The organism is Ureibacillus thermophilus, from assembly GCF_004331915.1.
Taxonomy (GTDB): Bacteria; Bacillota; Bacilli; order Bacillales_A; family Planococcaceae; genus Ureibacillus; species Ureibacillus thermophilus.
Genome location: NZ_CP036528.1, coordinates 1,089,702 through 1,112,284, shown reverse-complemented (window position 1 = coordinate 1,112,284; position 22,583 = coordinate 1,089,702). Strand labels below are relative to the sequence as shown.

At 34.0% G+C, this 22,583-nt stretch carries 24 protein-coding genes and 1 pseudogene; 1 reads left to right on the top strand and 24 read right to left on the bottom strand.

Going from position 1 to position 22,583, the window contains the following annotated elements; all coding sequences use genetic code 11:
* Positions 1-10: 10 nt before the first annotated feature.
* The 3 genes from fliD to fliS form a co-directional block, all read right to left on the bottom strand.
* On the bottom strand, positions 11-2,608 hold the full coding sequence (fliD, locus tag DKZ56_RS05510; RefSeq protein WP_208651746.1) for a flagellar filament capping protein FliD: 2,598 nt from the start codon (positions 2,606-2,608) through the stop codon (positions 11-13).
* 23 nt (positions 2,609-2,631) lie between these two features.
* On the bottom strand, positions 2,632-2,991 hold the full coding sequence (locus DKZ56_RS05505) for a flagellar protein FlaG (RefSeq protein ID WP_208651745.1): 360 nt from the start codon (positions 2,989-2,991) through the stop codon (positions 2,632-2,634).
* Positions 2,992-3,091: 100 nt separating this feature from the next.
* Complete coding sequence (gene fliS / locus DKZ56_RS05500; RefSeq protein ID WP_208651744.1) at positions 3,092-3,490, bottom strand: flagellar export chaperone FliS; 399 nt, start codon at positions 3,488-3,490, stop codon at positions 3,092-3,094.
* Between the two features lie 105 nt (positions 3,491-3,595).
* Here fliS and DKZ56_RS05495 point away from each other — a divergent pair, with 105 nt between their 5' ends.
* Positions 3,596-4,405: a flagellin gene (locus DKZ56_RS05495; protein WP_208651743.1), complete on the top strand. Its 810-nt coding sequence runs from the start codon at positions 3,596-3,598 to the stop codon at positions 4,403-4,405.
* 249 nt (positions 4,406-4,654) lie between these two features.
* On the opposite strand, the pseudogene DKZ56_RS05490 reads toward DKZ56_RS05495, so the two are convergent.
* The 21 genes and pseudogenes from DKZ56_RS05490 to DKZ56_RS05390 all read right to left on the bottom strand — a co-directional run.
* Positions 4,655-5,409: pseudogene (locus DKZ56_RS05490) on the bottom strand (DegT/DnrJ/EryC1/StrS family aminotransferase); the annotation flags it as partial.
* Positions 5,410-5,483: 74 nt separating this feature from the next.
* Positions 5,484-6,302, bottom strand: coding sequence for an SDR family oxidoreductase (locus DKZ56_RS05485; RefSeq protein ID WP_208651742.1), 819 nt, complete (start codon positions 6,300-6,302; stop codon positions 5,484-5,486).
* Positions 6,299-7,006 (bottom strand): acylneuraminate cytidylyltransferase family protein, encoded by a 708-nt coding sequence (locus DKZ56_RS05480; protein ID WP_208651741.1) that lies wholly within the window; start codon positions 7,004-7,006, stop codon positions 6,299-6,301. The genes DKZ56_RS05485 and DKZ56_RS05480 overlap by 4 nt, the downstream gene beginning before the upstream one ends.
* Positions 6,999-7,913: a Gfo/Idh/MocA family protein gene (locus DKZ56_RS05475; RefSeq protein WP_245989603.1), complete on the bottom strand. Its 915-nt coding sequence runs from the start codon at positions 7,911-7,913 to the stop codon at positions 6,999-7,001. Before DKZ56_RS05475 ends, DKZ56_RS05480 begins: the two co-directional genes overlap by 8 nt.
* On the bottom strand, positions 7,910-8,968 hold the full coding sequence (locus tag DKZ56_RS05470) for a nucleotidyltransferase family protein (protein WP_208651740.1): 1,059 nt from the start codon (positions 8,966-8,968) through the stop codon (positions 7,910-7,912). The genes DKZ56_RS05475 and DKZ56_RS05470 overlap by 4 nt, the downstream gene beginning before the upstream one ends.
* Positions 8,969-9,595 (bottom strand): acetyltransferase, encoded by a 627-nt coding sequence (locus DKZ56_RS05465; RefSeq protein ID WP_208651739.1) that lies wholly within the window; start codon positions 9,593-9,595, stop codon positions 8,969-8,971.
* Positions 9,588-10,664 carry an N-acetylneuraminate synthase gene (neuB, locus tag DKZ56_RS05460; RefSeq protein WP_208651738.1) on the bottom strand — a complete coding sequence of 359 codons (1,077 nt, stop codon included), beginning with the start codon at positions 10,662-10,664 and terminating at the stop codon, positions 9,588-9,590. The genes DKZ56_RS05465 and neuB overlap by 8 nt, the downstream gene beginning before the upstream one ends.
* Positions 10,661-11,788, bottom strand: coding sequence for a UDP-N-acetylglucosamine 2-epimerase (gene neuC / locus DKZ56_RS05455; protein WP_208651737.1), 1,128 nt, complete (start codon positions 11,786-11,788; stop codon positions 10,661-10,663). Before neuC ends, neuB begins: the two co-directional genes overlap by 4 nt.
* A gap of 15 nt (positions 11,789-11,803) precedes the next feature.
* The gene (locus tag DKZ56_RS05450; RefSeq protein WP_208651736.1) at positions 11,804-12,952 is read right to left on the bottom strand and encodes a LegC family aminotransferase; all 1,149 of its coding nucleotides are present in this window, start codon (positions 12,950-12,952) and stop codon (positions 11,804-11,806) included.
* Complete coding sequence (locus DKZ56_RS05445; RefSeq protein ID WP_208651735.1) at positions 12,949-13,950, bottom strand: NAD-dependent 4,6-dehydratase LegB; 1,002 nt, start codon at positions 13,948-13,950, stop codon at positions 12,949-12,951. Before DKZ56_RS05445 ends, DKZ56_RS05450 begins: the two co-directional genes overlap by 4 nt.
* A 33-nt stretch (positions 13,951-13,983) precedes the next feature.
* The gene (locus DKZ56_RS05440) at positions 13,984-14,325 is read right to left on the bottom strand and encodes a DUF8042 domain-containing protein (protein ID WP_208651734.1); all 342 of its coding nucleotides are present in this window, start codon (positions 14,323-14,325) and stop codon (positions 13,984-13,986) included.
* A complete protein-coding gene (locus tag DKZ56_RS05435) occupies positions 14,326-16,014 on the bottom strand; it encodes a motility associated factor glycosyltransferase family protein (protein ID WP_208651733.1) in 1,689 nt (562 codons plus the stop codon). It abuts the gene before it with no gap.
* A 104-nt stretch (positions 16,015-16,118) separates the two neighbouring features.
* Positions 16,119-16,931, bottom strand: coding sequence for a flagellin N-terminal helical domain-containing protein (locus DKZ56_RS05430; RefSeq protein WP_208651732.1), 813 nt, complete (start codon positions 16,929-16,931; stop codon positions 16,119-16,121).
* 180 nt (positions 16,932-17,111) lie between these two features.
* Entirely contained in the window at positions 17,112-17,333 is a 222-nt protein-coding gene (csrA, locus tag DKZ56_RS05425; RefSeq protein ID WP_208651731.1) for a carbon storage regulator CsrA, read from the bottom strand.
* Entirely contained in the window at positions 17,333-17,776 is a 444-nt protein-coding gene (gene fliW / locus DKZ56_RS05420; protein ID WP_208651730.1) for a flagellar assembly protein FliW, read from the bottom strand. The genes csrA and fliW overlap by 1 nt, the downstream gene beginning before the upstream one ends.
* 15 nt (positions 17,777-17,791) lie before the next feature.
* Positions 17,792-18,355, bottom strand: coding sequence for a DUF6470 family protein (locus tag DKZ56_RS05415; RefSeq protein WP_208651729.1), 564 nt, complete (start codon positions 18,353-18,355; stop codon positions 17,792-17,794).
* A 63-nt stretch (positions 18,356-18,418) separates the two neighbouring features.
* Positions 18,419-19,285: a flagellar hook-associated protein FlgL gene (flgL, locus tag DKZ56_RS05410; protein WP_208651728.1), complete on the bottom strand. Its 867-nt coding sequence runs from the start codon at positions 19,283-19,285 to the stop codon at positions 18,419-18,421.
* Between the two features lie 41 nt (positions 19,286-19,326).
* A complete protein-coding gene (gene flgK, locus DKZ56_RS05405; RefSeq protein WP_208651727.1) occupies positions 19,327-20,940 on the bottom strand; it encodes a flagellar hook-associated protein FlgK in 1,614 nt (537 codons plus the stop codon).
* Positions 20,941-21,107: 167 nt separating this feature from the next.
* Entirely contained in the window at positions 21,108-21,605 is a 498-nt protein-coding gene (locus DKZ56_RS05400; protein WP_208651726.1) for a flagellar protein FlgN, read from the bottom strand.
* 29 nt (positions 21,606-21,634) lie between these two features.
* Positions 21,635-21,898, bottom strand: coding sequence for a flagellar biosynthesis anti-sigma factor FlgM (flgM, locus tag DKZ56_RS05395; protein ID WP_208651725.1), 264 nt, complete (start codon positions 21,896-21,898; stop codon positions 21,635-21,637).
* A gap of 140 nt (positions 21,899-22,038) precedes the next feature.
* Entirely contained in the window at positions 22,039-22,461 is a 423-nt protein-coding gene (locus tag DKZ56_RS05390) for a TIGR03826 family flagellar region protein (RefSeq protein WP_208651724.1), read from the bottom strand.
* Positions 22,462-22,583: the final 122 nt, after the last annotated feature.

Genomic DNA, 22,583 nt, shown 5'->3' with positions numbered 1-22,583 from the left:
TATCAATTCCTTAATTTTGTGGTGTAAAGAAACTTGCATTAGAATTATATTTACTTACCGCCGTTTCTAATGCCGTGAATTGTTTCCAATAACGATTTTCAATTGATTCTAATTTTTTCTTCCATACATCGATACGCTCTTTAATCTCAATTAATGATTTACCCAATGAATACGAATTCTCAGTCATAGTAGAACGACCGGCTTTTTTCTCAATCTTAATCTTCGTATTAGACAACACTTCACGTAATTTTGTTAAATATCCACGTGTATCAACTTTCTTTTCTTCATTGTTTACAATAATTGTATCATCTTTTTTTCCAGCTGCATTCGTAAACAATGCTGCAACTGCATCAGGATCGTCTTCAAGCGCAGCACGTAATTTGTTTTCATCGATTGTCAATGTACCGCCATCAGTGTAAGAGTTGGAAGTCGTGATTCCAATGCTGTATAACGTATTGTATTTGGAATTCGAAACCGCAGGATTGGCTTCATATACTAAAGCACGCATACTAGAGAGGGCGCTTTGTAAAATCGAATCATTTCTCAAAAGGCCTGTTTTTGCTTTTGCTTCCCATTTTTCAATTTCATCGTCATCCATTTCTTTTTTCTGCGCATCCGTTAATGGCGGAAAATCTCTGTTTTTCTTTTCTTTTAAAAGCGTATTGAGCTGAGTAATTAAACCATTATAGGTTTTCACAAAATCTTTAATTTTACTAACGATGTCATCCACATTAGTTGTGGAAGTAATTTTCACTGAATCAGATGTTAAAGCATTTTTATAGGCATCAGAATTTGTATCAATCGTTGCGTTTTCGCCGTCTCCTAGAATAATATTCGCATTTTTCGCGTCCGCTAATGCCGTATTAAAAGTATTTTGGGCATTTGTCAAACGTGTTTCCGCTGCCTCATATTCTGATTTTGCTTTTAGATAATCACTTCTAGATATATTTTGTTCAGCTAAACTTTTAAACTTGTTCAAATTATCCTCTGATAAACTAGCTAATGCTGTAACTTGACTTGGAGACAAATTTTTTAATTTATTGTATAAATCTTCGTCTATATCTTTAATAGAAGAAATGGCATCTTCTTGTGAAAAATCAATTGTGATAATTGTTGTAATTTCATCATTTTCTAAATCATTAAAGAATGAATCTCCAAGCGCATTATATTTTGATTTCAAATCATCCGCTTGCGCTTTTCTTTGATAAAGTGATAAAGTATCCTCTGAAGCTGCAAATAAATTTGTCAAATCTTCTTTAGATAAAGATTTTAATGCAGTTTTGACTTCATCACTAACATCTAACTCTTCATCAATTCTTTTTCGAATATCTTCTAATTCTTCGTCACTATCGTAAGAAAAACTTTTAATTTTAGTAATGGTATTTGCATCAAAATCCTTTAATTTTGTACCATAAACTTGATATTTTGCATGTTCAGTAAATTTATTGATTGTAGCTTCATCTAAACCTATCAAAGCTTCAATTTGCTTATCAGTTAATTTGTCAAATAAGCCGCTATCTTTAATCTCCTCTACAGAAGTTTTACCTACAATGGCGTTAATCTCTGCATCAGTTATAGTTTTCCAGAATGAACTTCCAAGTTTATTAAATACTTCTTGTTCTGAAAGTGATAAAGTATCATTGCCAAATGCATTTAAATATGCAGTATTATGTATAGCCGTGTAACTTTTTGTTGTATCAGCTCCGTTATAGTAACTATTTTGAGCGTCAATGTACAGTTGTTCTTTATCATTTTTATTTACTCTTGCATTATTTAATTCTGCTTTTGCTGCGTTGAATTTTTCTGCAATTGTTTGAATACTGTTAAAAGTACTTTTTAAAGTAACATTATAACCATTGATACTAAAAGTATTAGATGATCTTTCTGTAGCGATGCCGTTCACTTGGAAAATGGCATTTTTTCCGTTATTGGCCAACTCTTTTGAATCAGTACCCGAAAGAGTAAATCCAAATTTTTGGAAAATTTCTTGTCCAGATTCTACGACAATTTCAGCACTGCCTTTAACATCTCCTGTATTTTTCGCAGTAATGGACATTCGACCATTTTCAAATATAGCCGATACGCCCGCATTGCTTTTGTTAATTTTGTTTACAAAATCGTCTACCGTCATATCCAGCGTAAACTCAATTTTTGTAGCCGTTGAAGCTATTGTGCCATCTTTTTGAATCGCACGAATTTCAATATAATTCTGACTTATATTTTCACCTAATAAATCTCTTAATTTAGTTGTACCAATTGCATTCACTTGACTGCCCGTAGCACGAGCCGCTTCCGCTAATTGAGAAACTCCTTCAATCGTTAATGTTCCAGATGCTGAACCAGTTGCTGTTGCATCAACCAAGCTCGAATTGGAAGAAGTAGAAGTTTTTGTGAGAAAACTTTTTAAAACTAAATTATCTGCAATATAAGTATCAAATGTAGTTAATTGCGTGTACACGTTTCGATACGCATCTCGTGTCCATTCATATGTTTGTTTTTGTTGTTCTAATTTATCTAAAGGTGCACGTTCTGCAAACATCAGCTTTTCAACTAATTCATCAATATCTAACCCTGAAGCTAATCCTCCAATACGCAGTGTAGAACCCATGGTAAAAATCCTCCTTATAAAGATTAAATCTTTTCGTCTACAATCATGCCGACTAATTTCTGCATTTCATAAAAAGCATCAAGCAGTTTTTTTGGCGGAATTTCTTTTATAACCTCATCTGTTTCCTGATCGACCAACTGAATATAGTAGCAATCCAACTCTTCATGCAAAACAAATTTGGACGATTTATAACTGATTTGCAAAAATTCATTCAATGAGTCAACAGCTTGACTCAACTTATCCCTGTTAAATTTAGATAATTCGATTTGTTTTTCTTCCTGTTCGGTCTCAATTTCATTATTTTTTTTCATTTTATCGACAAATATATCTTGAGGCACATTTCTAGAAGAACTGTCAACGACGGATTGAGATGAAATACGCATGACTAAATATCCTCCTTTTTTGAAAAACCGCACAAAATATACTCTACCGTTAATATCGGTAATGAAAAAAATTTTTATATAGTTTCAAAAAACATTAAGTTTAAATAATGTCATTGAAAGACATTTTTGCTCGCTTTAACTTAATTGCTTCCTCCATTGCTTTTTGAAGTTTTTTCAAATGTTTCTCCACTTCAGTAATTTTATAAATATCTTTATGGATATTTGCTTCTACTAATGAATGATGTAAATATTCATATAATGTGAGCAATGCTTTTGAAGCCTCTTGTTCGAGATCTAACAAGTTCATTAATTCCATAATAATGTCTTGAGCTTTTTTTAGTTTTCGGTTGCGGCCTTCAATATCATTCACTTCAATCATATGCTTGGATTCTTTCAGGCATCCCAGGCAAAGCTTCAATAATCGCAATGTCACTTCGCTTGGCGAAAGGGTTGAAATACTGCTAGTTTGATAGGCAAGATGAGCTGATTTTTTTTGCATTAACTCATACCCCCAAATAAATAAGGTTTAAAACCATTTTAATATTAAAATGATTTTGTCGATATAAAATATGTAGTTGAAATTTCATGGATGGAGGGTACAAGCTTGAGAATACAAGATAAGTCATGGATGACATATGCAAGCAATCGAGTTGCTAAAACAGAATCTTCTATCACAAAAACATTGGAAAAACTTTCTGGTGGAGATAAAATTGTTCGCGCATCATTGAATGCATCAGGGCTTTCGATTTCAGAAACAATGCGCACACAAATTAGAGGATTATCTCGCGCCCAGCAAAACATTCAGGACGGGCTTTCGGTATTAGAGGTGACGGATGAGGGCTTGCAAAGTGTGAATAAAATTTTGCTTCGCACAAGAGAATTAGCAGTGCAAGCTGCAAGCGATACATTAACGGATGAAGATCGTTCCCTTGCTCAAACAGAAGTCGATCAGTTAATGGAATCCATTGATAAAACTGCTGAGTATATGGAGTTTAATACGCAAAAAATTTTAGGAGAAAATCGTCCGCTTTATATACACGTAGGCGCCAACAGCAATCAAAATCTTGCCATTGATACAGTTGATGTGAGTACAAAAAAATTAGGTCTTGAAAATGCCAGCTTAGAAACCCGCGAGAAGGCAAATAAGCTCATTCAAGATATAGATAATGCCTTAGAATATGTGTCAAAAAATTTAGCCAAAACAGGCGCCTCTTACAATCGCCTTTCAATGAAACATGAAAATGCAAGTCGCGTTCAAGAAAGCATTCAAAAATCCGAATCCCTACTCCGCGACCCTGACATGGCAACAGAAATGGTGGATTTTGTAAAACAACAAATCATCCAACAAGGTGAGCAATTATTAATTAAAAACACCAACGAAAAGGTAAGGGCGGTTTTGAATTTATTTAATTAATCCAAAAATTTACCCTCCCTGTAGATAAGGTACAGGGAGGGATTTTGTTTATGAGGACTAGGACAGAATTTGTGGTGTCTTGTAAGTAAGCCCGAATTCAAATGACGCATATCAATCGATCGTACCTCCCTGTAAGATAGAGTTATCGATTACAGAGGAGGTGTTTTGTTTACGATTGAAAAACTAAATATCGTTTCTCACTCACAACGAAAAATCCATTAAAATCAAGTATTTATCAATTCCAATAAACTATGAATAATTAAAATCAATTTCTCTATCTTCTAAACCTGGATGAATCGGCAACGTTAAAGCATGCTCATACCATCTTTCCGCCACTGGGCAAAGCCCTTTTGAATAACCTAATTTTTGATAATACGGATGCCAATACACAGGAATATAATGAACATGAACACCAATATTAAATTCACGCATTTGATTGAATATTTTTTACGATCCAGTTTGTCACTAAGCTGTAACATATATAAATGCCAACCAGAATTTGTTCCTCCAAGCTGCTCAGGAATTTGTAATAAAGGTTCATTAGCGAACGCTTCATTATAAATCTTCGCAATTTCTCTTCTTCGCGCTAAAAAAACATCAATTTTTTTCAATTGAGACAAGCCAAGAGTAGCTTGAATATCCGTCATTCGATAATTAAATCCAAGATCAACCATTTCATAATACCAATCGCCTTGTTCTAAAGCGTAAGGTGTTTTTGTTATGCCGTGGCTCCGAAACAACAAAAGTTTTTCATAATATTCTTCGTTGTTTGTGACAATAATTCCACCTTCTCCAGTGGTAATGGGCTTTACAGGATGGAAACTAAACATTGTCATATCAGCAAATGTTCCAACCTTTTTCCCCTTGTACTCTGCTCCAAGAGAGTGGGCACCGTCTTCTATAACAAGCAAATTATGTTTTCTGGCAATCTCCATAATTGCATCCATATCTGCCGGCTGCCCGGTAAAATCAACAGGTATAATCGCTTTTGTTAGATTTGTCAATTCCTAATAGATAGTTATTATAAAGTTTTTATTAGTAACTTATATCATTCCTACTCGCCACATTATGAATAAGATTACCAAGCACTTAAACCGCCGTCCACTATAATATTCTGCCCAGTAACATAACTTGAAGCATCAGAAGCTAAGTAAATAACAGCCCCAACCATTTCCTCAGCTTTAGCCATTCTTCCCAATGGAATGCGATTGGAATATTTTTGTTTAAAAATTTCATTTTGACCGCTTTCAACCCCACCAGGAGTAATTGAATTTACGCGAATCCCCTCTTTCGCCCAATAAGTAGCTAAATATTTTGTTAGTCCAATAACTCCAGCTTTGGAGGCTGAATAGATTGCTGGTGTATTTATTTCTCTGTTTAAATAAAAAGATCCCTCATATATTCTATTATCAGGACCATTTATTCCATAAATTGAAGATGTCTGAATGATAGAGCCTCCCTTACCTTGCTCTTTCATTACTCTTCCTACATATTTTGCTACAAGAAACATACTGTCTAAATTGGTAGCCATGATTTCTTTCCATTGGCTTAATTCATATTCTTCAAAAGGTGCAAAAAAAGCTTCTAAATTACTAGATTTTCCTGCTGCATTATTATGTAATATATTAATTTCTCCAAACGTCTCAACAACAATTTGAACCATTTCTTTTACAGATTGTTCAGAAGTAATATCACAATAAATTGCTATAGACTTTACTTTATATTTATTTTCTATTTCTTTTGCTATTTCACGAGCTCTTTCAATATTAATATCTACAATCGCAACATTTGCGCCTGCATCCGCTAAGCCTTTGCATATATGACTTCCGATTATCCCAGCACCACCAGTTACAATAGCACTTTTATTTTTTAATGAAAAAAGTTCAAAATAGTTCATTCTAACGTCCCTCTTTTTTCTGCTAACATTTTTACTATCTCAAAATCTAGTTCTGAATCAATATCAAAAGAACGTTCTTCAGGCATTACGTATAAAATTGTTCTATTTGTAAATACAGAATTTGCATTAAAAAATTCTTCTCTTCTCCAAATATAAATTGAAGCATTCATATCATAGCTATTTGGAACATCTTGCCTACGAACAATATTATTTTTAAGCGGTTTAGAAAGAGTCACATATCCGTCTTGTTTTTCTTCTATTAAATTAAAATATGGACTTCTTCTTGATGGTGTAGCTGTTATTAAATTTTTTGCATCTTTATGAGATTCGAACATTTCGATTGAATTTTTCAAATCTTCAATTGTTCTCAAAGGTGATGTAGCATCAATGTCAACAATTATATCAAATTCTATATTTTTGAGCTTCTCCACTTGCATCACACAATGTTGTATTGCTGGTAATTTTGGTGCTATATCACTTGCTAATTCCTCAGGACGTTTAATGATATAATCTACCCCATAATCTAATGATACTTGTAAAATTTGTTCATCGTCACTGCTTACAGCTATAACATCAAATAGGCCACTTTTTTTTGCTTGTAAAATACTATGTGCGATTAATGGTTTCCCTAATAATTCTCTAAGGTTTTTATTTTTTACACCTTTTGAACCGCCACGAGCACAAATTGTACAAATTCTATTCATTTTTTATCCACTTCCTATCTTTTGAAGAGCGTTCTATTGCTTCGATCATCTCAATAATTTTTAAGCCTTCTTCAAATGTACATGGTATTTCCGAATTAGAAAGAATATGTTCATGTTGCTTTAAATATGTATAATCTCTATCTATTTTCGGATATTGAATAACATTTCCATTAATATTTATTTGATTATTAATCAAATCAACTTTAATTGTTTTATTATTCGTTTGAATTGTATAATATCTTTGAACGATTCGATCTAAATAATTTAATTCTAAAGTTATTTTTATATTATTTTCAGTATTATACATAACTTGACAATAATCTTCCGATTGAATTTTTAAATCACTGATTTTTCCACAAAATGCTGTAAGTTCTCTCCATGAACCAAATAAATAACTTAAATAATCGAGTTCATGACTTAAATCACGAATAACTCCTCCCCCGAGCGATGCAAAAGCAGAATAACTTTTTGAATAATCTGTTCCCGGCCTCCAAGAAGGCAAATATTGACCAACATAAGCATTAATACTCAGAACTTGTTCATGTTCAATTAAGCTTTTTGTTTCCTGAATAAGAGGATGAAACCTAAGATTATAAGCGATGTAAGTTGTAAATTTAGGTCTTTGGATATTACAGAATTTTGAAAATATAGGCTTTTCTATTAATAATATTCCATTAAAGTTACTTTGGTTGATTTTATTAAAAGTCTCGTAATGTTCAAATGTCTTATTCGCTATAACTATATAATTAAACTCTTGACTAGTTAACGCTAACTCAATTGTTTTATAGCATTTTTTATTATTTTCTAAATGCCTAGATACAATGTAGACATCATGTCCCATTTCGTTCAAAATTCGTATATGTCTTTTTCCTATTGAACCATATCCAACAATGAGTGTTTTAATCATTCTTTTTCTTCCTTTAAAAATCTCTCATTATATTCATAGTCTGCCTTTCGAAAATCATCCATCTTACCTATATCCAACCAATATTCTCTTATTGGAAACACGGTCGTCTTCTTTTCTTCACCCAATAACTTTTGAAATAACTCTGGCATATCATAAAATTGATTTTTCGGTATGTAATCTAAAGCTTCGGGACTTAAAACATAAATGCCAGCATTCACAAAACTTTTATGTATCGGCTTTTCTTTTATAGATACAAGTTTTTCTCCGTCTGTTTCAATTGCCCCATAAGGAATTTGATATTCATATTCCCTCACACACATCGTTGCTAAAGAATGATTATCCATATGATAATGCATCAACTGTTCAAAATTTACTTGTGTCAATAAATCTCCATTCATCACAAAAAACGGTTTTAATGGTTTTGTAGGTAATAATGACAATGCACCGGCAGTACCCATTCTTTTAGATTCTTCTATATATGAAATATTCACATCGAATGCTTCACCATTTTGAAAGTAATTTTGAATCACTTCTTTTTTATAGTTGACACTTAAAATAAAATTAGTGAAGCCATACTGTTTAAATCCCTCAATAATCGTTTCTAAAATGGGTTTCCCCCCAACTTGCAACATTGGTTTAGGAATGTCATTTGTTAGAGGCCTTAATCTAGTCCCTAAACCGCCAACCATCAATACTACTAAATTATCATTAATTGAAACTGCTTTATCAAGGAATAAAATATCAATTATTCTATTGTTTTTATCAACGATGGGAAGTTGCTTTAGTTTTTTTGTTTTCATTATTCGAAAATATTTATTTCTTGATTGTCCAGCTAAAGCAGTAATGGGTGAAGGATTCATTACTCTAGTGATATTAACATTTAAGGAATCTCCTCTTAATATACTTCTACGTATATCACCATCAGTTACGGTTCCTAATAGCATTCCATCCGAATTCACAACCACCGCGAATTGCAAAGACGATTTATCTATAATGCGCATAGTTTCTAATAATGTATTTTCTTCTCGAACAAGAATAGATTTCCAATCTTTCATTCATCTCACTTCCTTTGCAGGTACACCTACCGCTTTTACACCATGGTTAATATCATGAATAACAACTGCTCCAGCACCAATCAAACAATTATTTCCTATACGAATATTTTGAATAATCGAAGCTCCTGTTCCCACATGGGTTCCATTTCCTATTTTTACTCCACCAGAAAGAGTCGTTCCTGGTGCTAAATGTACGTGGGCACCAATTTCACAATCGTGATCAATTTTTGAACCTGTGTTTACAATAGTATTATCGTCAATAATAGTATTTGTTTGAATAATTGCACCTGCCATAATTTGCACTCCTTGTCCCAACTTTACGGATGGAGCAAGAATTGCAGATGGATGTATAACACTTGCAAATGTATATTGCTTATTTGTAAGTAATTCAAATAATTCACGTCTGAAATCAGATACACCAATAGTGCCAATTCCTAATACCAATTCCACTTCTTTTGAATCATATTTTAAAATCATTTCATCGTTTCCTAAATAAGGTATGCCAAACTGATTTTCTTCTTTTTTTGGGGCTGTAAAACCAATAATGTTGCGATTTTGACTTAATAATATCTCGGTTAATACAGAAGCATGACCACCATTTCCGAGCATGATTATGGGCTTATTCATCAATTAAATCGTCCTTTTCATATGATTTTTTAGAAACTTTTCCAATATAAGACCAATAGTATTTAGAAGGAATTCCGCTGCCAGGTCGTTTAATAGTTAAATTGCCTTTATTAAAAACTTCACCAGCTTTAATTGATTTTTTAGCCACTAAACTTTTTCGAGCTGCTTTCCTGTTTTCGAGCTCGATAAATGATGGTTCTTTTTTTCCTGTTCCTAATGCCAATTCTACTTCTCTTATACTTTTTACCATTTCTTTTAATTCATCCGGCTCCAATGAAGCAAGATGATCTGGACCTTCCATTGTTCGATCAAGGGTAAAATGTTTTTCAATCACTCTTGCACCTAATGCTGTTGCAGCAATCGGAACCGATATTCCTTTCGAATGATCCGATAATCCCACTGGTAATTCAAATTCCTTTTCCATTTGCTCCATTGCCTTTAAATTGATAGTTTCAAATGGTGCTGGATATTCAGTGGTACAATGCAAAATTGTTACATATGTTTTCAAAATATTTTTTGCTTCTTGTGTTTTATAAAATTCATTGACCCGTTCCAATGAAACAAAATCTTTTGGATTGGCAAAACCAAATGCGATAAATGCCAAAGCTTCATGAATTTCATCTATTGTCGCCATTCCGGTGGATAAAATAATAGGCTTTTGCTTTGTTGCAATATAATGAATAAGCGGTAAATTTGTTAACTCTCCAGAAGGTATTTTGGCAATTGAAATCTTCAAATCATCGAAAAGAAAATCGACACTCTCAAAATCAAAGGGTGTCGATAAAAATTCAATATTTTGAGTCTTGCAATATTCTTGCAACTGAGCAAATTCATCGAAGCTCAATTCCAATTGTTTCAGCATTTCAAATTGAGAAGTCGCTTCACCTAAATTTTCAATTTGATAATTTGCTTGTTGAGCGGTTTTTGTTACAAGATTTTCAGTTTTAAAGGTTTGGAATTTTACGGCATCTGCACCAGCCATTTTGGCAACATCCACTAATTTTTTTGCAATTTCAAGTGAACCGTTATGATTCACTCCTGCTTCGGCAATAATATAAATTTTATTCATTTATCATAAAACTCCTTAACGATATAAAAATTTTCAATACTTTTTAATATATCCATGATTTTTAAAGATGCTTTTCCATTACCGTATATTTGCTCATAAGGTCCTTTAAAATGTAATGCTTTATCTATAGTTTGTAGTAACATTTCATATTCCGGCTTTGAATCGAATACAGAATTTGGACGTTCTCTTCCCGCCTGCCTATTCCCAATATTCACACTTGGTGTATGTAAATATGGCGCTTCTATTAGTGCACTGGAAGAATTACCAATCACTAATTCTGCATATTTCATTGCACTTAAATAACGTAGCTGCCCTAACGAATCAAATAAATATGCATTTTTATTTTTCTCTACAAACTTAAAAATTTGTTGATTAATAAATCTACCCCCGTTATCCGCATTGGATTTTGTAAAAACTAAATTTTTATCTTTATAACGTTCCAACACCTTGAGTAATACTCCAATCCCTGATATATCTCCATTCGTTTCTGGATGATAGGTTATTAAAAAAAGTTCTTTGTTCGTATCTAAATTTAATTCAGAAAAAAGTTCTTCTTTGTTCATTAATTTTAAATTAATAATGTTATCAACACCTAAAGCTCCTACATTCCAAACTCTACTTGGATGCTCCCCAAGTTGAATTACGCGTTTACGATGGGTTTCACAACTTGTAAAATGCCATGTTGCCATCTTTGTTATTGAATGTCTTATTGCATCATCATAAGCACCGAATGTACATTCTCCCCCGTGTATATGAGCAATTGGAATTTGCATAATTAGAGCAGTTTGGGCAACCGACAACATTTCAAAACGATCTCCTAAAATAATTATTAAATCCGGTTTTAATCTTTCAAACACATCAGCAAAACTAATATTTGCTAAGCCCATCGATTTTACTACTCCCTGAGGGCTATCAGAAGATATAAGAATTTCTACTTTTTCATTAATAAAAAACCCATCTTTTTCTATTTGATGGAAGGTTAGTCCAAATTCAGGTGACAAATGCATACCGGTAGCAACTATTTGTAATTCAAATTCTTCATCTTCTTGTATCCTTTTCATTAAGTTACATAGTAATCCATATTCAGCACGAGTAGCTGTAACTACGCAAATTTTACGTTTCATATTTCGCTCCCGTATTTATAATATTGGTGCACTTGGAATATTCACAATTTTCTGTTTTAATTGCATTGTTGTATTCATTTCCATCATCGGATTATTTTTATACATTTTTAGTTCATGAAGAGGCTGCCAAATGGGACGACTCATTACACCATTATCATTTAAAAAAGAGAGTACTTTATTTCGATTTAATGAATCTTCTAAAATTAAAGTTTGTAACCAATAGTTACTCTCACTGTTCAACGGTTGCTTAAAAAGTTGTACACCTTCTAAATTACATATTAATTGTTCATATTTTTCTGTTAATACTTTCTTTTTTCGTAAGAAAACTTTTATTTTCTCAAGTTGCGCACATCCTAGCGCAGCATTGATATTCGGCATTCGATAGTTATAGCCAATTTCGTCATGTACATATTCCCAACGATGAGGAATTTTAGCGGTGGTTGTTAGATGTTTCGCATAATCAGCCAACGCATCATCATTGGTTACAATTGCTCCCCCACCGCCAGTTGTAACAATTTTATTCCCATTAAAACTAAATGCGGCTACTTTTCCAAACGTGCCTGTATGTTTTCCTTTATAATAAGAACCTAATGATTCAGCCGCATCTTCTACTAATACTAAATTAAATTTATCGCATACTTCGAGTAGTCCATCCAAATCTACAGGATGCCCAAAGGTATGCATTGGAACAACGGCTGCAATCCGTCTGCCAGTTTGTTTATTGTAGAGTTGTCCATTTCTCAAAACACCAATTTCTTCTAAATGTTTATTCAATTTTATTGGGTCCATTCCTAGAGTTTCATAAGAAACATCAACAAAATGTGGGATGGCTCCTAGATAAGACGCTGCATTGGCAGTCGCAACAAATGTCAATGATGGCATTAAGACTTCATCATTTTCTTGTACCCCTACAATTTTAAGCGCAATATGCAAAGCGGCAGTACCATTTACAACGGCAACTGCCCGCTTTGCACCAACGAATTTCGCTAATTCTTCTTCAAATCGAGTAACATAAGAACCAACTGATGAGACCCAACCTGTTTTAATACACTCTGTCACATATTCGATTTCTTTTTCATCAAAAGTCGGTTCATGTAAAGGAACAACATCTTTTCCATACATTTTTTTGATTTCATTTGCAAATTGAATCCATTGTTCATTCATATATTATAAACATCTGCCTTATATTGAGATAGGTTTTTTGGATTAGTAAACCATTCAATCGTTTCTTCTAATCCTCGACGGAAGCCTTCTTTACCGCCATATTTTGGCTCCCAGCCAAGCAATTCTTTAGCTTTCCTATTGTCTGCCCATAATCGCTCTACTTCGCTTTTTTCAGGGCGCAAACGCTGTTCATCCGTTTCGATTTTTAAATCTATACCCATTATATCGGCAATCATTTCAGCAGTTTCACCAATAGATATTTCATAGTTTGAACCAATATTAATCACTTCGCCAATTGAATTGGGTGAATTCATAATAGAAATAAATCCCTGGACAGTATCTTTTACATAGTTAAAATCTCTCGTCGGGCTGATAGCGCCAAGTTTTATTGTATCTTTACCACTAGCCAATTGGGTAATAATCGTCGGAATTACCGCACGAGCTGATTGACGCGGTCCATAAGTGTTAAAAGGACGAATAACTGCAACCGGTGTATCAAAGGAACGATAAAATGATAAAGCTATTTGATCAGCCCCAATTTTTGAAGCGGAATATGGAGATTGCCCTTGCAACGGATGATTTTCATCAATTGGTACATATTGTGCGGTTCCATACACTTCACTTGTGGAAGTATGGACAACTTTTTCCACACCTAATTCCCGGGCAGCTTGTACCACATTTAATGTTCCTTTAATATTCGTATCAACATAAGTAGCTGGAGAGTGATAAGAATATGGAATTGCAATAAGTGAGGCTAGATGAAGTACATGGGTACATCCTTTCATTGCCTCCTTTACTCCATATGGATCACGAATATCTCCAGCAAATACATCTAATTGCGATTTTATTTCTTTTGGAGAATGGTCAAGCCATCCCCATGAATTAAATGAGTTATAATATACAAATGCTCGAACATTATAGCCTTTCTTTACTAATTCCTCTGTAAGATGCGAACCGATAAAACCATCAGCACCAGTAACTAAAATTTTTTTACCCATAATAAGTCTCCGTTCATTACTTCAAATCTTTTATTAGGAAATTGCTTGTATCAAAGGTACTTCTTCAAAAAAAGGTGCTATTTCATATTCAAATAAATCTGCAACAAGCAAATAATCTTGGTTTTCTAATCCTTCGTTTACTTCTATTAAATACGAATTAATTCGTTCAATATCAAGTGTAACTTCAATATTTCTTTGATTTAGTAGGTCTGAAACAGTAGCTAACCACATAACACCTTCAGAGAAATCTTTAATGGTTTGAAATGCTTCTTGCAACTTTTCTTCCCGTAAACATTCTGCAATATAGATGGTTCCATTAGGAATTTTTTTCAAATATTCATTATAATTGTCGATTACTTCTAATACATCTACCATTTATTGTTCACCCTTCTTAAACATATCTGGCCAATCTTTATGATGAATCAACTCTTCTAAATATTGCTGAACAACTTTAACAAAGGTTGTTAATTTATTTAACATATCAACTCTTTCTTCATTTGTTTGAAAATTATTTTCAAAGCCAAATTCAAACATATTGTTAATGGACTTCGTAGTAGAATAAATCATATTTAAAATATGCGTTTCCAACATTTCGTTTTCTCTTAATTTTTTTATAAGCTTTAATAGCTTTTCCAAGTCTTTTAAAGTTACAGCTTTTTTATTTATTTTTTCAATCTTACGGGCAATATCATCCACTTCTTCTTTACATTTTGTTATTTTATTGTAGTACTCTAAAGATAAACTATAATCAATTTCTTTTGTATAGATATTTTGTGGAATCCAGGACTTATCGATTATTTCATTTAATATAATTTCATTTTTATCTTTAAACGGAACTCCATTAATTTTCGCTCCGATTTTTGATAAATTATAAATTTTTATATTTTTATTATTCTGTTGAATACTTGAAACTGCATTATTAATATTTTCTAACATTGAAGAAAGGTTTAGGGTAGTTTTTACTTTACCACTAATATTCCCCTCGACTTCAATAATATTTCCTATGTTTTTTGCTCCTTCATGTTCATGTACACCTTTAGCGTAATACTTTCCATCTTTTAAAGCTAAATCTTGTCCAACGAGAAACACTTCACTTGCACCCAAAAAATGAGTTAATAAAAGGGAATAAATAGCAACGGATGATACTGCTGGTATATATAATAAATCAGGTCTTGCTTCAGATGTAATTGTATCAATACTGAAATTTGTAAAATATAATTCTCCTTTATGATGTTTTAAAATTAAGTGATTCGTAGTGCCGGTTGTAATAATTGGACCTGAATATTTAGTATTTTTAAAATGAGCAGTAAAATTTATAATTGAAGAGTCAATAACCGTAACAAAATCCGGAGTAATTCCATTATTGATTAAACCATTTACAGCTGATCCAGATGCAATTATGTAGGCTTTATCTTTGTTTTTTTGTATAAAATTTAAGTTTTCTACTAATGACGGACCAGATGCTACTAAAATAAACGGTCTACTTTCGAATTTTTCCTTTAATTCCAAAAGATTTTTCCCATTTTTACTTAAAGATAAATTTAAGATTGGTTCAATTAACCAATCAAATCTAAAATGTTTTTCAGTATTTTTATTAATGACAGCAGTTATCGTAGCTTCTTCCATTTTTTTTATAATTGGTTCCAAAAATTGTTTTCCTAATTTATCGTAATTTGGATGAAATAAGATTTCACATTCCATTCCCATTGCATTTTTAATTGCATCACTTATATAAAGAGAGTTGATACCTTCAAATTGAAAAAAATAAATATTTTTTTCTGCTAACTCTTTTTTTAAATCGTCAGGATAATCAATTTCTTTAAATGGTTCTAATATATAGATTTTAGATTTTAAATTTAAATCCTTTAGACATTGTAATAATGTACCGTTTCCGGAACCAATTATAAAATAACATTTATTGTTTTGTAAATTGCCCACAAATTTCTCCATCTCTTTTTGAGGAGAAACTTGAGAGTTTAATGCAATCATACGATTCGAATAATGATCTTTGATTTTGATTACTTCAATATTTCTAGAATTTTTTTCTTTTATAAGAGTATACATAAGGCATTCACCATTTCCACAAAATTGATTGACTATACATTGTAAAAAAAAGCCGAAGCATTTCGCTTCAGCTTTTTGCTTTCCATAAAATGAAAATGAAAAAATTATCGTAATAATTGAAGCACACCTTGTGGTTGTTGGTTCGCTTGAGCAAGCATAGATTGAGCAGCTTGCAATAAGATGTTGTTTTTAGTGAATTCCATCATTTCTTTCGCCATATCAACATCGCGGATACGAGATTCAGCAGCTGTTAAGTTTTCAGATGTAGTATCTAAGTTGTTAATTGTATGTTCTAGGCGGTTTTGAATCGCACCAAGGTCAGCACGTTGGCTAGATACTGCTTTGATTGCTGAATCGATAAGAGCGATAGCGCTGTTAGCACCAGTTTGTGTACTAATGTCAACAGCATCAACACCTAATGCAGTCGCACCCATTGTTCCAATTGTAACAGTTAATGTTTGACCAGTATTAGCACCGATGTGAATAATTTTACCAGTGAAAGTACCGTCTAATAAGCTTTGAGTGTTAAATTCAGTGTCAGTTGAAATACGAGTAATTTCATTAATTAAAGCGTCTACTTCTTTTTGTAATTGATCGCGGTCTTCCTGAGTATTTGTGTCGTTTGCAGATTGTACTGCTAGTTCACGCATACGTTGTAAGATAGCGTGAGTTTCGTTTAGGGCACCTTCAGCTGTTTGGATTAAAGAAATACCGTCTTGAGCGTTTTTAGATGCCATGTTAAGACCACGGATTTGTCCGCGCATTTTTTCAGAGATTGCTAAGCCTGCAGCATCATCGCCAGCGCGGTTAATTTTGTAACCGGAAGATAATTTCTCAAGGTTTTTTGCAGCTGCATTGTTGTTAGCTGACAAGTTACGGTGTGTGTTTAAAGCTGAAATATTGTGTTGAATTCTCATTATGAAATCCTCCTTGAAATTTTGATTTTCCACATCCATGTGGATTGGCTCAAGCACTTTATTCTTAAGCCTTACACTTTATATATCGTAAGAAAGAAAAAAAGTTTAATATGTTTTTTTAAATCTTTTTTCTATTTATTTTTTTTAAAATTCCTCTCATATTTTTTAACCTAAATTCTTTTAACGCTTTTTTGTTAATTTTTGAATTAAATTCGCATCAATATTTAATGCCGCTTTATTTTGTTCTTGGATAGATTCATATACTTCCCTGCGGTGGACTTTGATATTTTTGGGCGCCACGATTCCCAATTTTACTTGATCTCCTTCAATGGAGAGCACTTTAACTTCTATATTTTCGCCGATGATGATAGATTCATTGAGTTTTCTTGAGAGGACTAACATTATTTTACACTTCCTTTTAGCTCAGCAATCGGGAAGCGCAGCGGAAAGGCTTCGTTGTCTTGCAACACAATTTGTTTTCCGCATTTTTTTACGCTATTGATTACGATTGGAGCAAGCAAATTCAATGTTGACGCTTCAAAAGGTTCTTTTAATGTCACAATGGAATAGGCAATGAGATCTTCTGCTTTTTCAACTTGCAATTCCTCTTTATCATCTTCTCCAATATCAAATGCATAGTCTTTTTTAAAAGCAAATGGATAGGCAACGACAAATCCAATTTGTGGCTCTTCGACTGATTGGAAAAAAGCCAATGGGCTATCTTTTTCTAATGGGAGGAGTACATATTTCGTATATTCTTCTAAACCTAATAGTCCGTTTGTTAACGTAATGATTTCTTTTTCTTCGATTTCCACTTCTCCTAAAAATTTTGTTTGAATTTGCATTGAGCTATCTCCTATCTATAAAATTACATCAATTTCCACTCTTGGATATTGTAGTACTTCTCCAGTGATTTTTCCAGGTGTATATTCATGTATTGGTTTGTTTACTTGAACGTCAATTTTCGGTTTTTGTGGGATTGCATTTATTTTTAAATCACCAGGTACATAATCGATTTTTACTGAACCGATGGAAGGAACAAATTTAATATTGTATTTCGGAAGTTTTGGTCCGTGATTTTGTTTTGCAATGTTTCGAATCGTTTGACGCCCCAAACCTTTTCCTGCATTCTCCATCATTTGTCGCCCTTCACTTGCCCGTCTTGCCATGCCTTCAAGTGCAGCTTTTTTTCCTTCTTGAGCATAATTCATTGTCGATTCCAACGGTCCAATCAAACCAATATCTCGTCGGGCTTGAGTTGTATCAATAAGCAGTTTCGCTGGGGTCGATTGGATTTCTACAATCGCAGCTGGCTGCTCAATATGCTGTTCTGCTTTCGGCTGCTGAATGATTTGAACAGGATCTTGAACTTTCCAATCCATGATGATATCGTATGTGCGAATTTGAATTTGAGGAAACTTCATAAAATCACCTACATTTCAAGAAAAGCGCTTGAACCTGATTGTTCAAACGCTAATCGTTTATTTTTATCGGATAAAATCTACTAACGTTTGTTGAATGATTTTTGCCCCTACGGATAAAGCAGCTTGGTGAATAGATTCTGATGTAATCATTTTTGTAATTGCTTCCGCATAATCAACATCTTCATTTTCGGATAGTCGTTTTGTAATATTGATTTCGTGAGAGGATAATCGGTTAGTCATTAACTCCACCCGATTCTGACGGGCACCTACGTCAGCTCGGGCAGCTAATACAGCTGAAATATGATTATCCAAATCCCCTAATTTTTTTGAAATGTCCTCTCCTGAAGAATTTGGATCTAAAAGAGTTTTTGAGAAATCATTCATAAATGTATCGATATTCCCAAATAGTGTTTTTCCAGCGATATTTACATTTAATGTAATCCCGTCAAACACTTCAATAGACACAGAATGTTCATTTACATTACCACTTGAATCAAAAACAGGAGTAAAAGTGTTTGTCCCAGAAAATATATATTTATCGGACACTTTTGTATTTGCTAAATCTCTTAAATGTTTTTTAATTTGATTAATTTCTTCTTGAATTTTCTGTCTATCATCTGGAGTATTTGTATCGTTAGCAGCCTGAACAATCAGTTCCTTTACCCTTTGAAGTGCATTACCAACTTGATCAAGGGCATCATCTGTTGTATCCAACCAAGTGTTGACGGTTTGCAAATTTCGGGTAAATTGTTCTGTTTTATTTAGATCTGTACGATAGGACATGCCTTTTACCGTTGCAACAGGATCTTCTGATGGACGAGTAAATTTTCTGCCCGTTGTAATTTGGTCTTGATATTTCCCGATTTTCGCATAACTGTTGCTTAAGTTTCGGAGCATGTTATTCGATAACATCGATTGTGTTACGCGCATATTCTTTCTCCTTTCCTCAAACCTTGAAAGACGTCAAGCTATTACAATCCTACCCTACCCATACCGTTAATAATTTTGTCCAGCGTTTCGTCAATTACTGTAATCATGCGAGCGTTGGCATTGTATGCTTGCTGGAAGCGAATCATATCCGTCATTTCTTCATCCAGAGATACGGAACTCATGGAAGCACGATTGTTTTCTACTGTTAACCGAATTGTTTCTGTGTTCGTTTTCAGCAAGTTTGCTTTCTGTCCATCAACACCAAGTTGGCTGATAAGACCTTGGTAGAAAGATTGGAAAGTGGCGCCATCTAGACCTAATGAGCCCGGCAATGTTACTGATGTGCCAGTAACTGGACCTTCATCTACTATAGGTATTGACTGTAAATTTGCCAAAACTCGCGCCCATTTGCCGTTGCCTTCTTCATTAGGGACATCAGAGGCAGCAATTAAGCTAGGTTCGGCTATTATTTCATCCCATACTTTAATCGTAGCTGCTGTAATTCCAGTCTCTTCAAAGAACTTTACTCCGGTATTATTAGTATCTTTATGAAGATTGTAACCTTTTTCATGAACCGCATTAAAAGATTTTACGAATGCTTTTGCTAATTTATCCAAGTTCTTTAACATTTCAGGATAATAACCTTTTTCTTTTCCACCATCTGTATAGTCTTTATAACCGTACGATTCTATCAAAGACAATAGCTTACCTTTGAATTCTTCAAAATCATCTTGTTGAATATCGTTGTGTGTGTCACCTTTTGCATCTACTATTTCTAAGTGATCGAATAGGTTATACGAATTTGTACCAATATCATCCACATCTCCATCAACTTCTTTACCTTTCTCATCAATTGCTTTTAAAGTAGCATGATTTCTTCCCTCAACTAAAACAATCTCCCGGCCATTGAGATTTAATTTAATTGTGTAGCTTCCCTCCGCCACTTTCGACGCATTTCCGCCTGATGGCACTCGTTCGATGGAAACCGGCAAATACTCGTTTAATTGATCCACTAATAAGTCCCGTTGATCGTATAAATCGTTTGGCACATAGCCGTTCGGTTCTACCGCTTGGATTTTTTTGTTAAGGTCAGCGATTTGTTCTAATAATGAATTAATTTGTTCAACGGATACTTTAATTTCGTTCCCTAAGTTTCCTTGAATTTGTTTTAGTTGCGTATCAATATAGTTAAATGAATCCGCTAAATGGATTGCTCGTTGGACTGCCGCTTTTCTAGCAGCTGTATCTTCTGGATTGGCGCTCACGTCTTGAAGGGCGCTCCAAAACAGGCGAAATGCTTCGTCCAACCCGTATTCTGAAGGTTCTAACATGATATCTTCCATTTGATTAATTGCTGAAGCTTTTGATTCCCAATAGCCCAGTTTATTTGTTTCTTGGCGGTATTGGCGGTCGATGAATTCATTGCGAATCCGCTGCACAGAGTCCGTTTTTACACCTGTTCCAATGTATCCAGCTGTCATCGGCGCATTTAAGCCTGCTCCGGGATATCCTAATGTTGGCGACATATTCACTCTTTGTCTAGAGTAACCTTCCGTATTGGCGTTTGCTATGTTATGTCCCGTTGTATATAGAGCGCTTTGTTGTGTGAACAAACCTCTTTTGTTTGCTTCCAAACCCATAAATGTGGAGCGCATAGGGTCTCCTCCTTATCCAAAGTTGATATTAAAAAACGAGGAAGGAATGAAACACCTTCCCCAAAATCGATTTATCATAAGGAAGGGGGGCCAAGACCTTCCATATAATTTCCTATGTTCTATGTATTGTTAACTGCACGCTAAGCAAGAATGATTTTTTTAATCAACTAAACCTGCGAATCGAACATCGACTTTCGCAAGACATTACCGCTGCGTACAGTTTTCTCCGAATAATTGAACTCTTCAGGCTGAGGGCGCAACATATTCAGCGTGATGTTCACAAGCTGCAGCGAATTGAAAATCAGCTGCTGATTCAAATCATTTTGAATTTTTAAATTTTCAACTACTTTCAATAATCGATTGCGAACATCCGCTAACTTTTGCCGCTCTTTTTCGTCTTCCACCGCTTCCAATAACTCCGCAATCGTTGGAACACTAGACACTTCGATGCCTTTTGACTGAAAATATTCCACGACCTTCTGTTGGCGCTGGGATTCCAATTGTTCGATTGCAGCCACATGGGATTGTTCGATTTTTAACATTTTATCCAGTTCTTCCATGTCATTGTTTTTCACAAGCTCCGTCTTTCTATACGCATGCTCCAGCAAACTTTTATGCATTTTTTCAAGCTTTTCTAAAATCGATATAATCGGTTGAACGGACATGGTTTTGAACTCCTTTTTATTGATTCCCATTATTTCAGACGATAAAAATTCAACATATCCTCTGCCACTTTACGTGCATCTACTTGATATTGGCCAAGCTGAATTTCCTTTTTTAGCCTTTGCACTTTTTCTGTGCGCTCAGTGCTGTAATCAGATACTACATGCAACTCTTTCGCTACATTTGAAATTTCGATTTTATCCACATTTGAAGACTTTGCTTTTGGAGCATTTACGTTCCGATAGGTCTTGTTATACGGATTTACCGAATTGGTATTTATTGGATATATCTTCACAAGTTAGCCCCCTTCATAACCTGTCTAACTATTATTTCGGTCTGTTCAAGAAAATGTTAAATGAATAAAATAAAAAAAACTCACATTTAGCACCATCATTCGTATACCAACAATGGTGATGTGAGCAACTTGCAGTGTATTCATTTCTCTTTTTTATCCTGATTCGATAAATATGTAGCGCGTTCGCTCTTCTGGATATTTTCCCTGAATTCTTTCGCCGCTTCAAAAGCGCGCAAATCATCTTTCAATTCTTTTGCACAACGTTCGCAAAGTTTTCCGGTTGTCGTCAAACGGCCGCAATTATCACATGGGTAGCCCAAGTTCGGAAAAACCGCAGGATGAAGGCGACCTTTGCGAACCCATTTATATAATAATTCCTTATCTACACCAGTGGCCTCAACAATCCGCTCCACTGTTGCCGCACGATTTTCTCTTTTTCTTAAGAATCGATAAACCATTTGATACATTTCTTCTTCTTTTTGCGCGCATTTATAACAAACGTCTCTTACTCCGACATAATTAAAAAACTCGCCGCAGCTTGGACAAGTCCGGACTTCACCCAAAAATAGCCCCCCTCTCAAATAAAAAACGTAAACTTTAATATGATTATACACGAACGATGCAAAATGTCATATTCTGATAAAGTTATACTATTATCAAGTAACTAGCTTTGTAAATGATATTC

What these genes read in the sequence shown, in the direction of transcription:
- fliD (WP_208651746.1), bottom strand. Translation starts at nt 2,608, where the DNA reads ATGGGTTCTACACTGCGTATTGGAGGATTAGCTTCAGGGTTAGATATT.
- DKZ56_RS05505 (WP_208651745.1), bottom strand. Translation starts at nt 2,991, where the DNA reads ATGCGTATTTCATCTCAATCCGTCGTTGACAGTTCTTCTAGAAATGTG.
- fliS (WP_208651744.1), bottom strand. Translation starts at nt 3,490, where the DNA reads ATGCAAAAAAAATCAGCTCATCTTGCCTATCAAACTAGCAGTATTTCA.
- DKZ56_RS05485 (WP_208651742.1), bottom strand. Translation starts at nt 6,302, where the DNA reads ATGAACTATTTTGAACTTTTTTCATTAAAAAATAAAAGTGCTATTGTA.
- DKZ56_RS05480 (WP_208651741.1), bottom strand. Translation starts at nt 7,006, where the DNA reads ATGAATAGAATTTGTACAATTTGTGCTCGTGGCGGTTCAAAAGGTGTA.
- DKZ56_RS05475 (WP_245989603.1), bottom strand. Translation starts at nt 7,913, where the DNA reads ATGATTAAAACACTCATTGTTGGATATGGTTCAATAGGAAAAAGACAT.
- DKZ56_RS05470 (WP_208651740.1), bottom strand. Translation starts at nt 8,968, where the DNA reads ATGAAAGATTGGAAATCTATTCTTGTTCGAGAAGAAAATACATTATTA.
- DKZ56_RS05465 (WP_208651739.1), bottom strand. Translation starts at nt 9,595, where the DNA reads ATGAATAAGCCCATAATCATGCTCGGAAATGGTGGTCATGCTTCTGTA.
- neuB (WP_208651738.1), bottom strand. Translation starts at nt 10,664, where the DNA reads ATGAATAAAATTTATATTATTGCCGAAGCAGGAGTGAATCATAACGGT.
- neuC (WP_208651737.1), bottom strand. Translation starts at nt 11,788, where the DNA reads ATGAAACGTAAAATTTGCGTAGTTACAGCTACTCGTGCTGAATATGGA.
- DKZ56_RS05450 (WP_208651736.1), bottom strand. Translation starts at nt 12,952, where the DNA reads ATGAATGAACAATGGATTCAATTTGCAAATGAAATCAAAAAAATGTAT.
- DKZ56_RS05445 (WP_208651735.1), bottom strand. Translation starts at nt 13,950, where the DNA reads ATGGGTAAAAAAATTTTAGTTACTGGTGCTGATGGTTTTATCGGTTCG.
- DKZ56_RS05440 (WP_208651734.1), bottom strand. Translation starts at nt 14,325, where the DNA reads ATGGTAGATGTATTAGAAGTAATCGACAATTATAATGAATATTTGAAA.
- DKZ56_RS05435 (WP_208651733.1), bottom strand. Translation starts at nt 16,014, where the DNA reads ATGTATACTCTTATAAAAGAAAAAAATTCTAGAAATATTGAAGTAATC.
- DKZ56_RS05430 (WP_208651732.1), bottom strand. Translation starts at nt 16,931, where the DNA reads ATGAGAATTCAACACAATATTTCAGCTTTAAACACACACCGTAACTTG.
- csrA (WP_208651731.1), bottom strand. Translation starts at nt 17,333, where the DNA reads ATGTTAGTCCTCTCAAGAAAACTCAATGAATCTATCATCATCGGCGAA.
- fliW (WP_208651730.1), bottom strand. Translation starts at nt 17,776, where the DNA reads ATGCAAATTCAAACAAAATTTTTAGGAGAAGTGGAAATCGAAGAAAAA.
- DKZ56_RS05415 (WP_208651729.1), bottom strand. Translation starts at nt 18,355, where the DNA reads ATGAAGTTTCCTCAAATTCAAATTCGCACATACGATATCATCATGGAT.
- flgL (WP_208651728.1), bottom strand. Translation starts at nt 19,285, where the DNA reads ATGCGCGTAACACAATCGATGTTATCGAATAACATGCTCCGAAACTTA.
- flgK (WP_208651727.1), bottom strand. Translation starts at nt 20,940, where the DNA reads ATGCGCTCCACATTTATGGGTTTGGAAGCAAACAAAAGAGGTTTGTTC.
- DKZ56_RS05400 (WP_208651726.1), bottom strand. Translation starts at nt 21,605, where the DNA reads ATGTCCGTTCAACCGATTATATCGATTTTAGAAAAGCTTGAAAAAATG.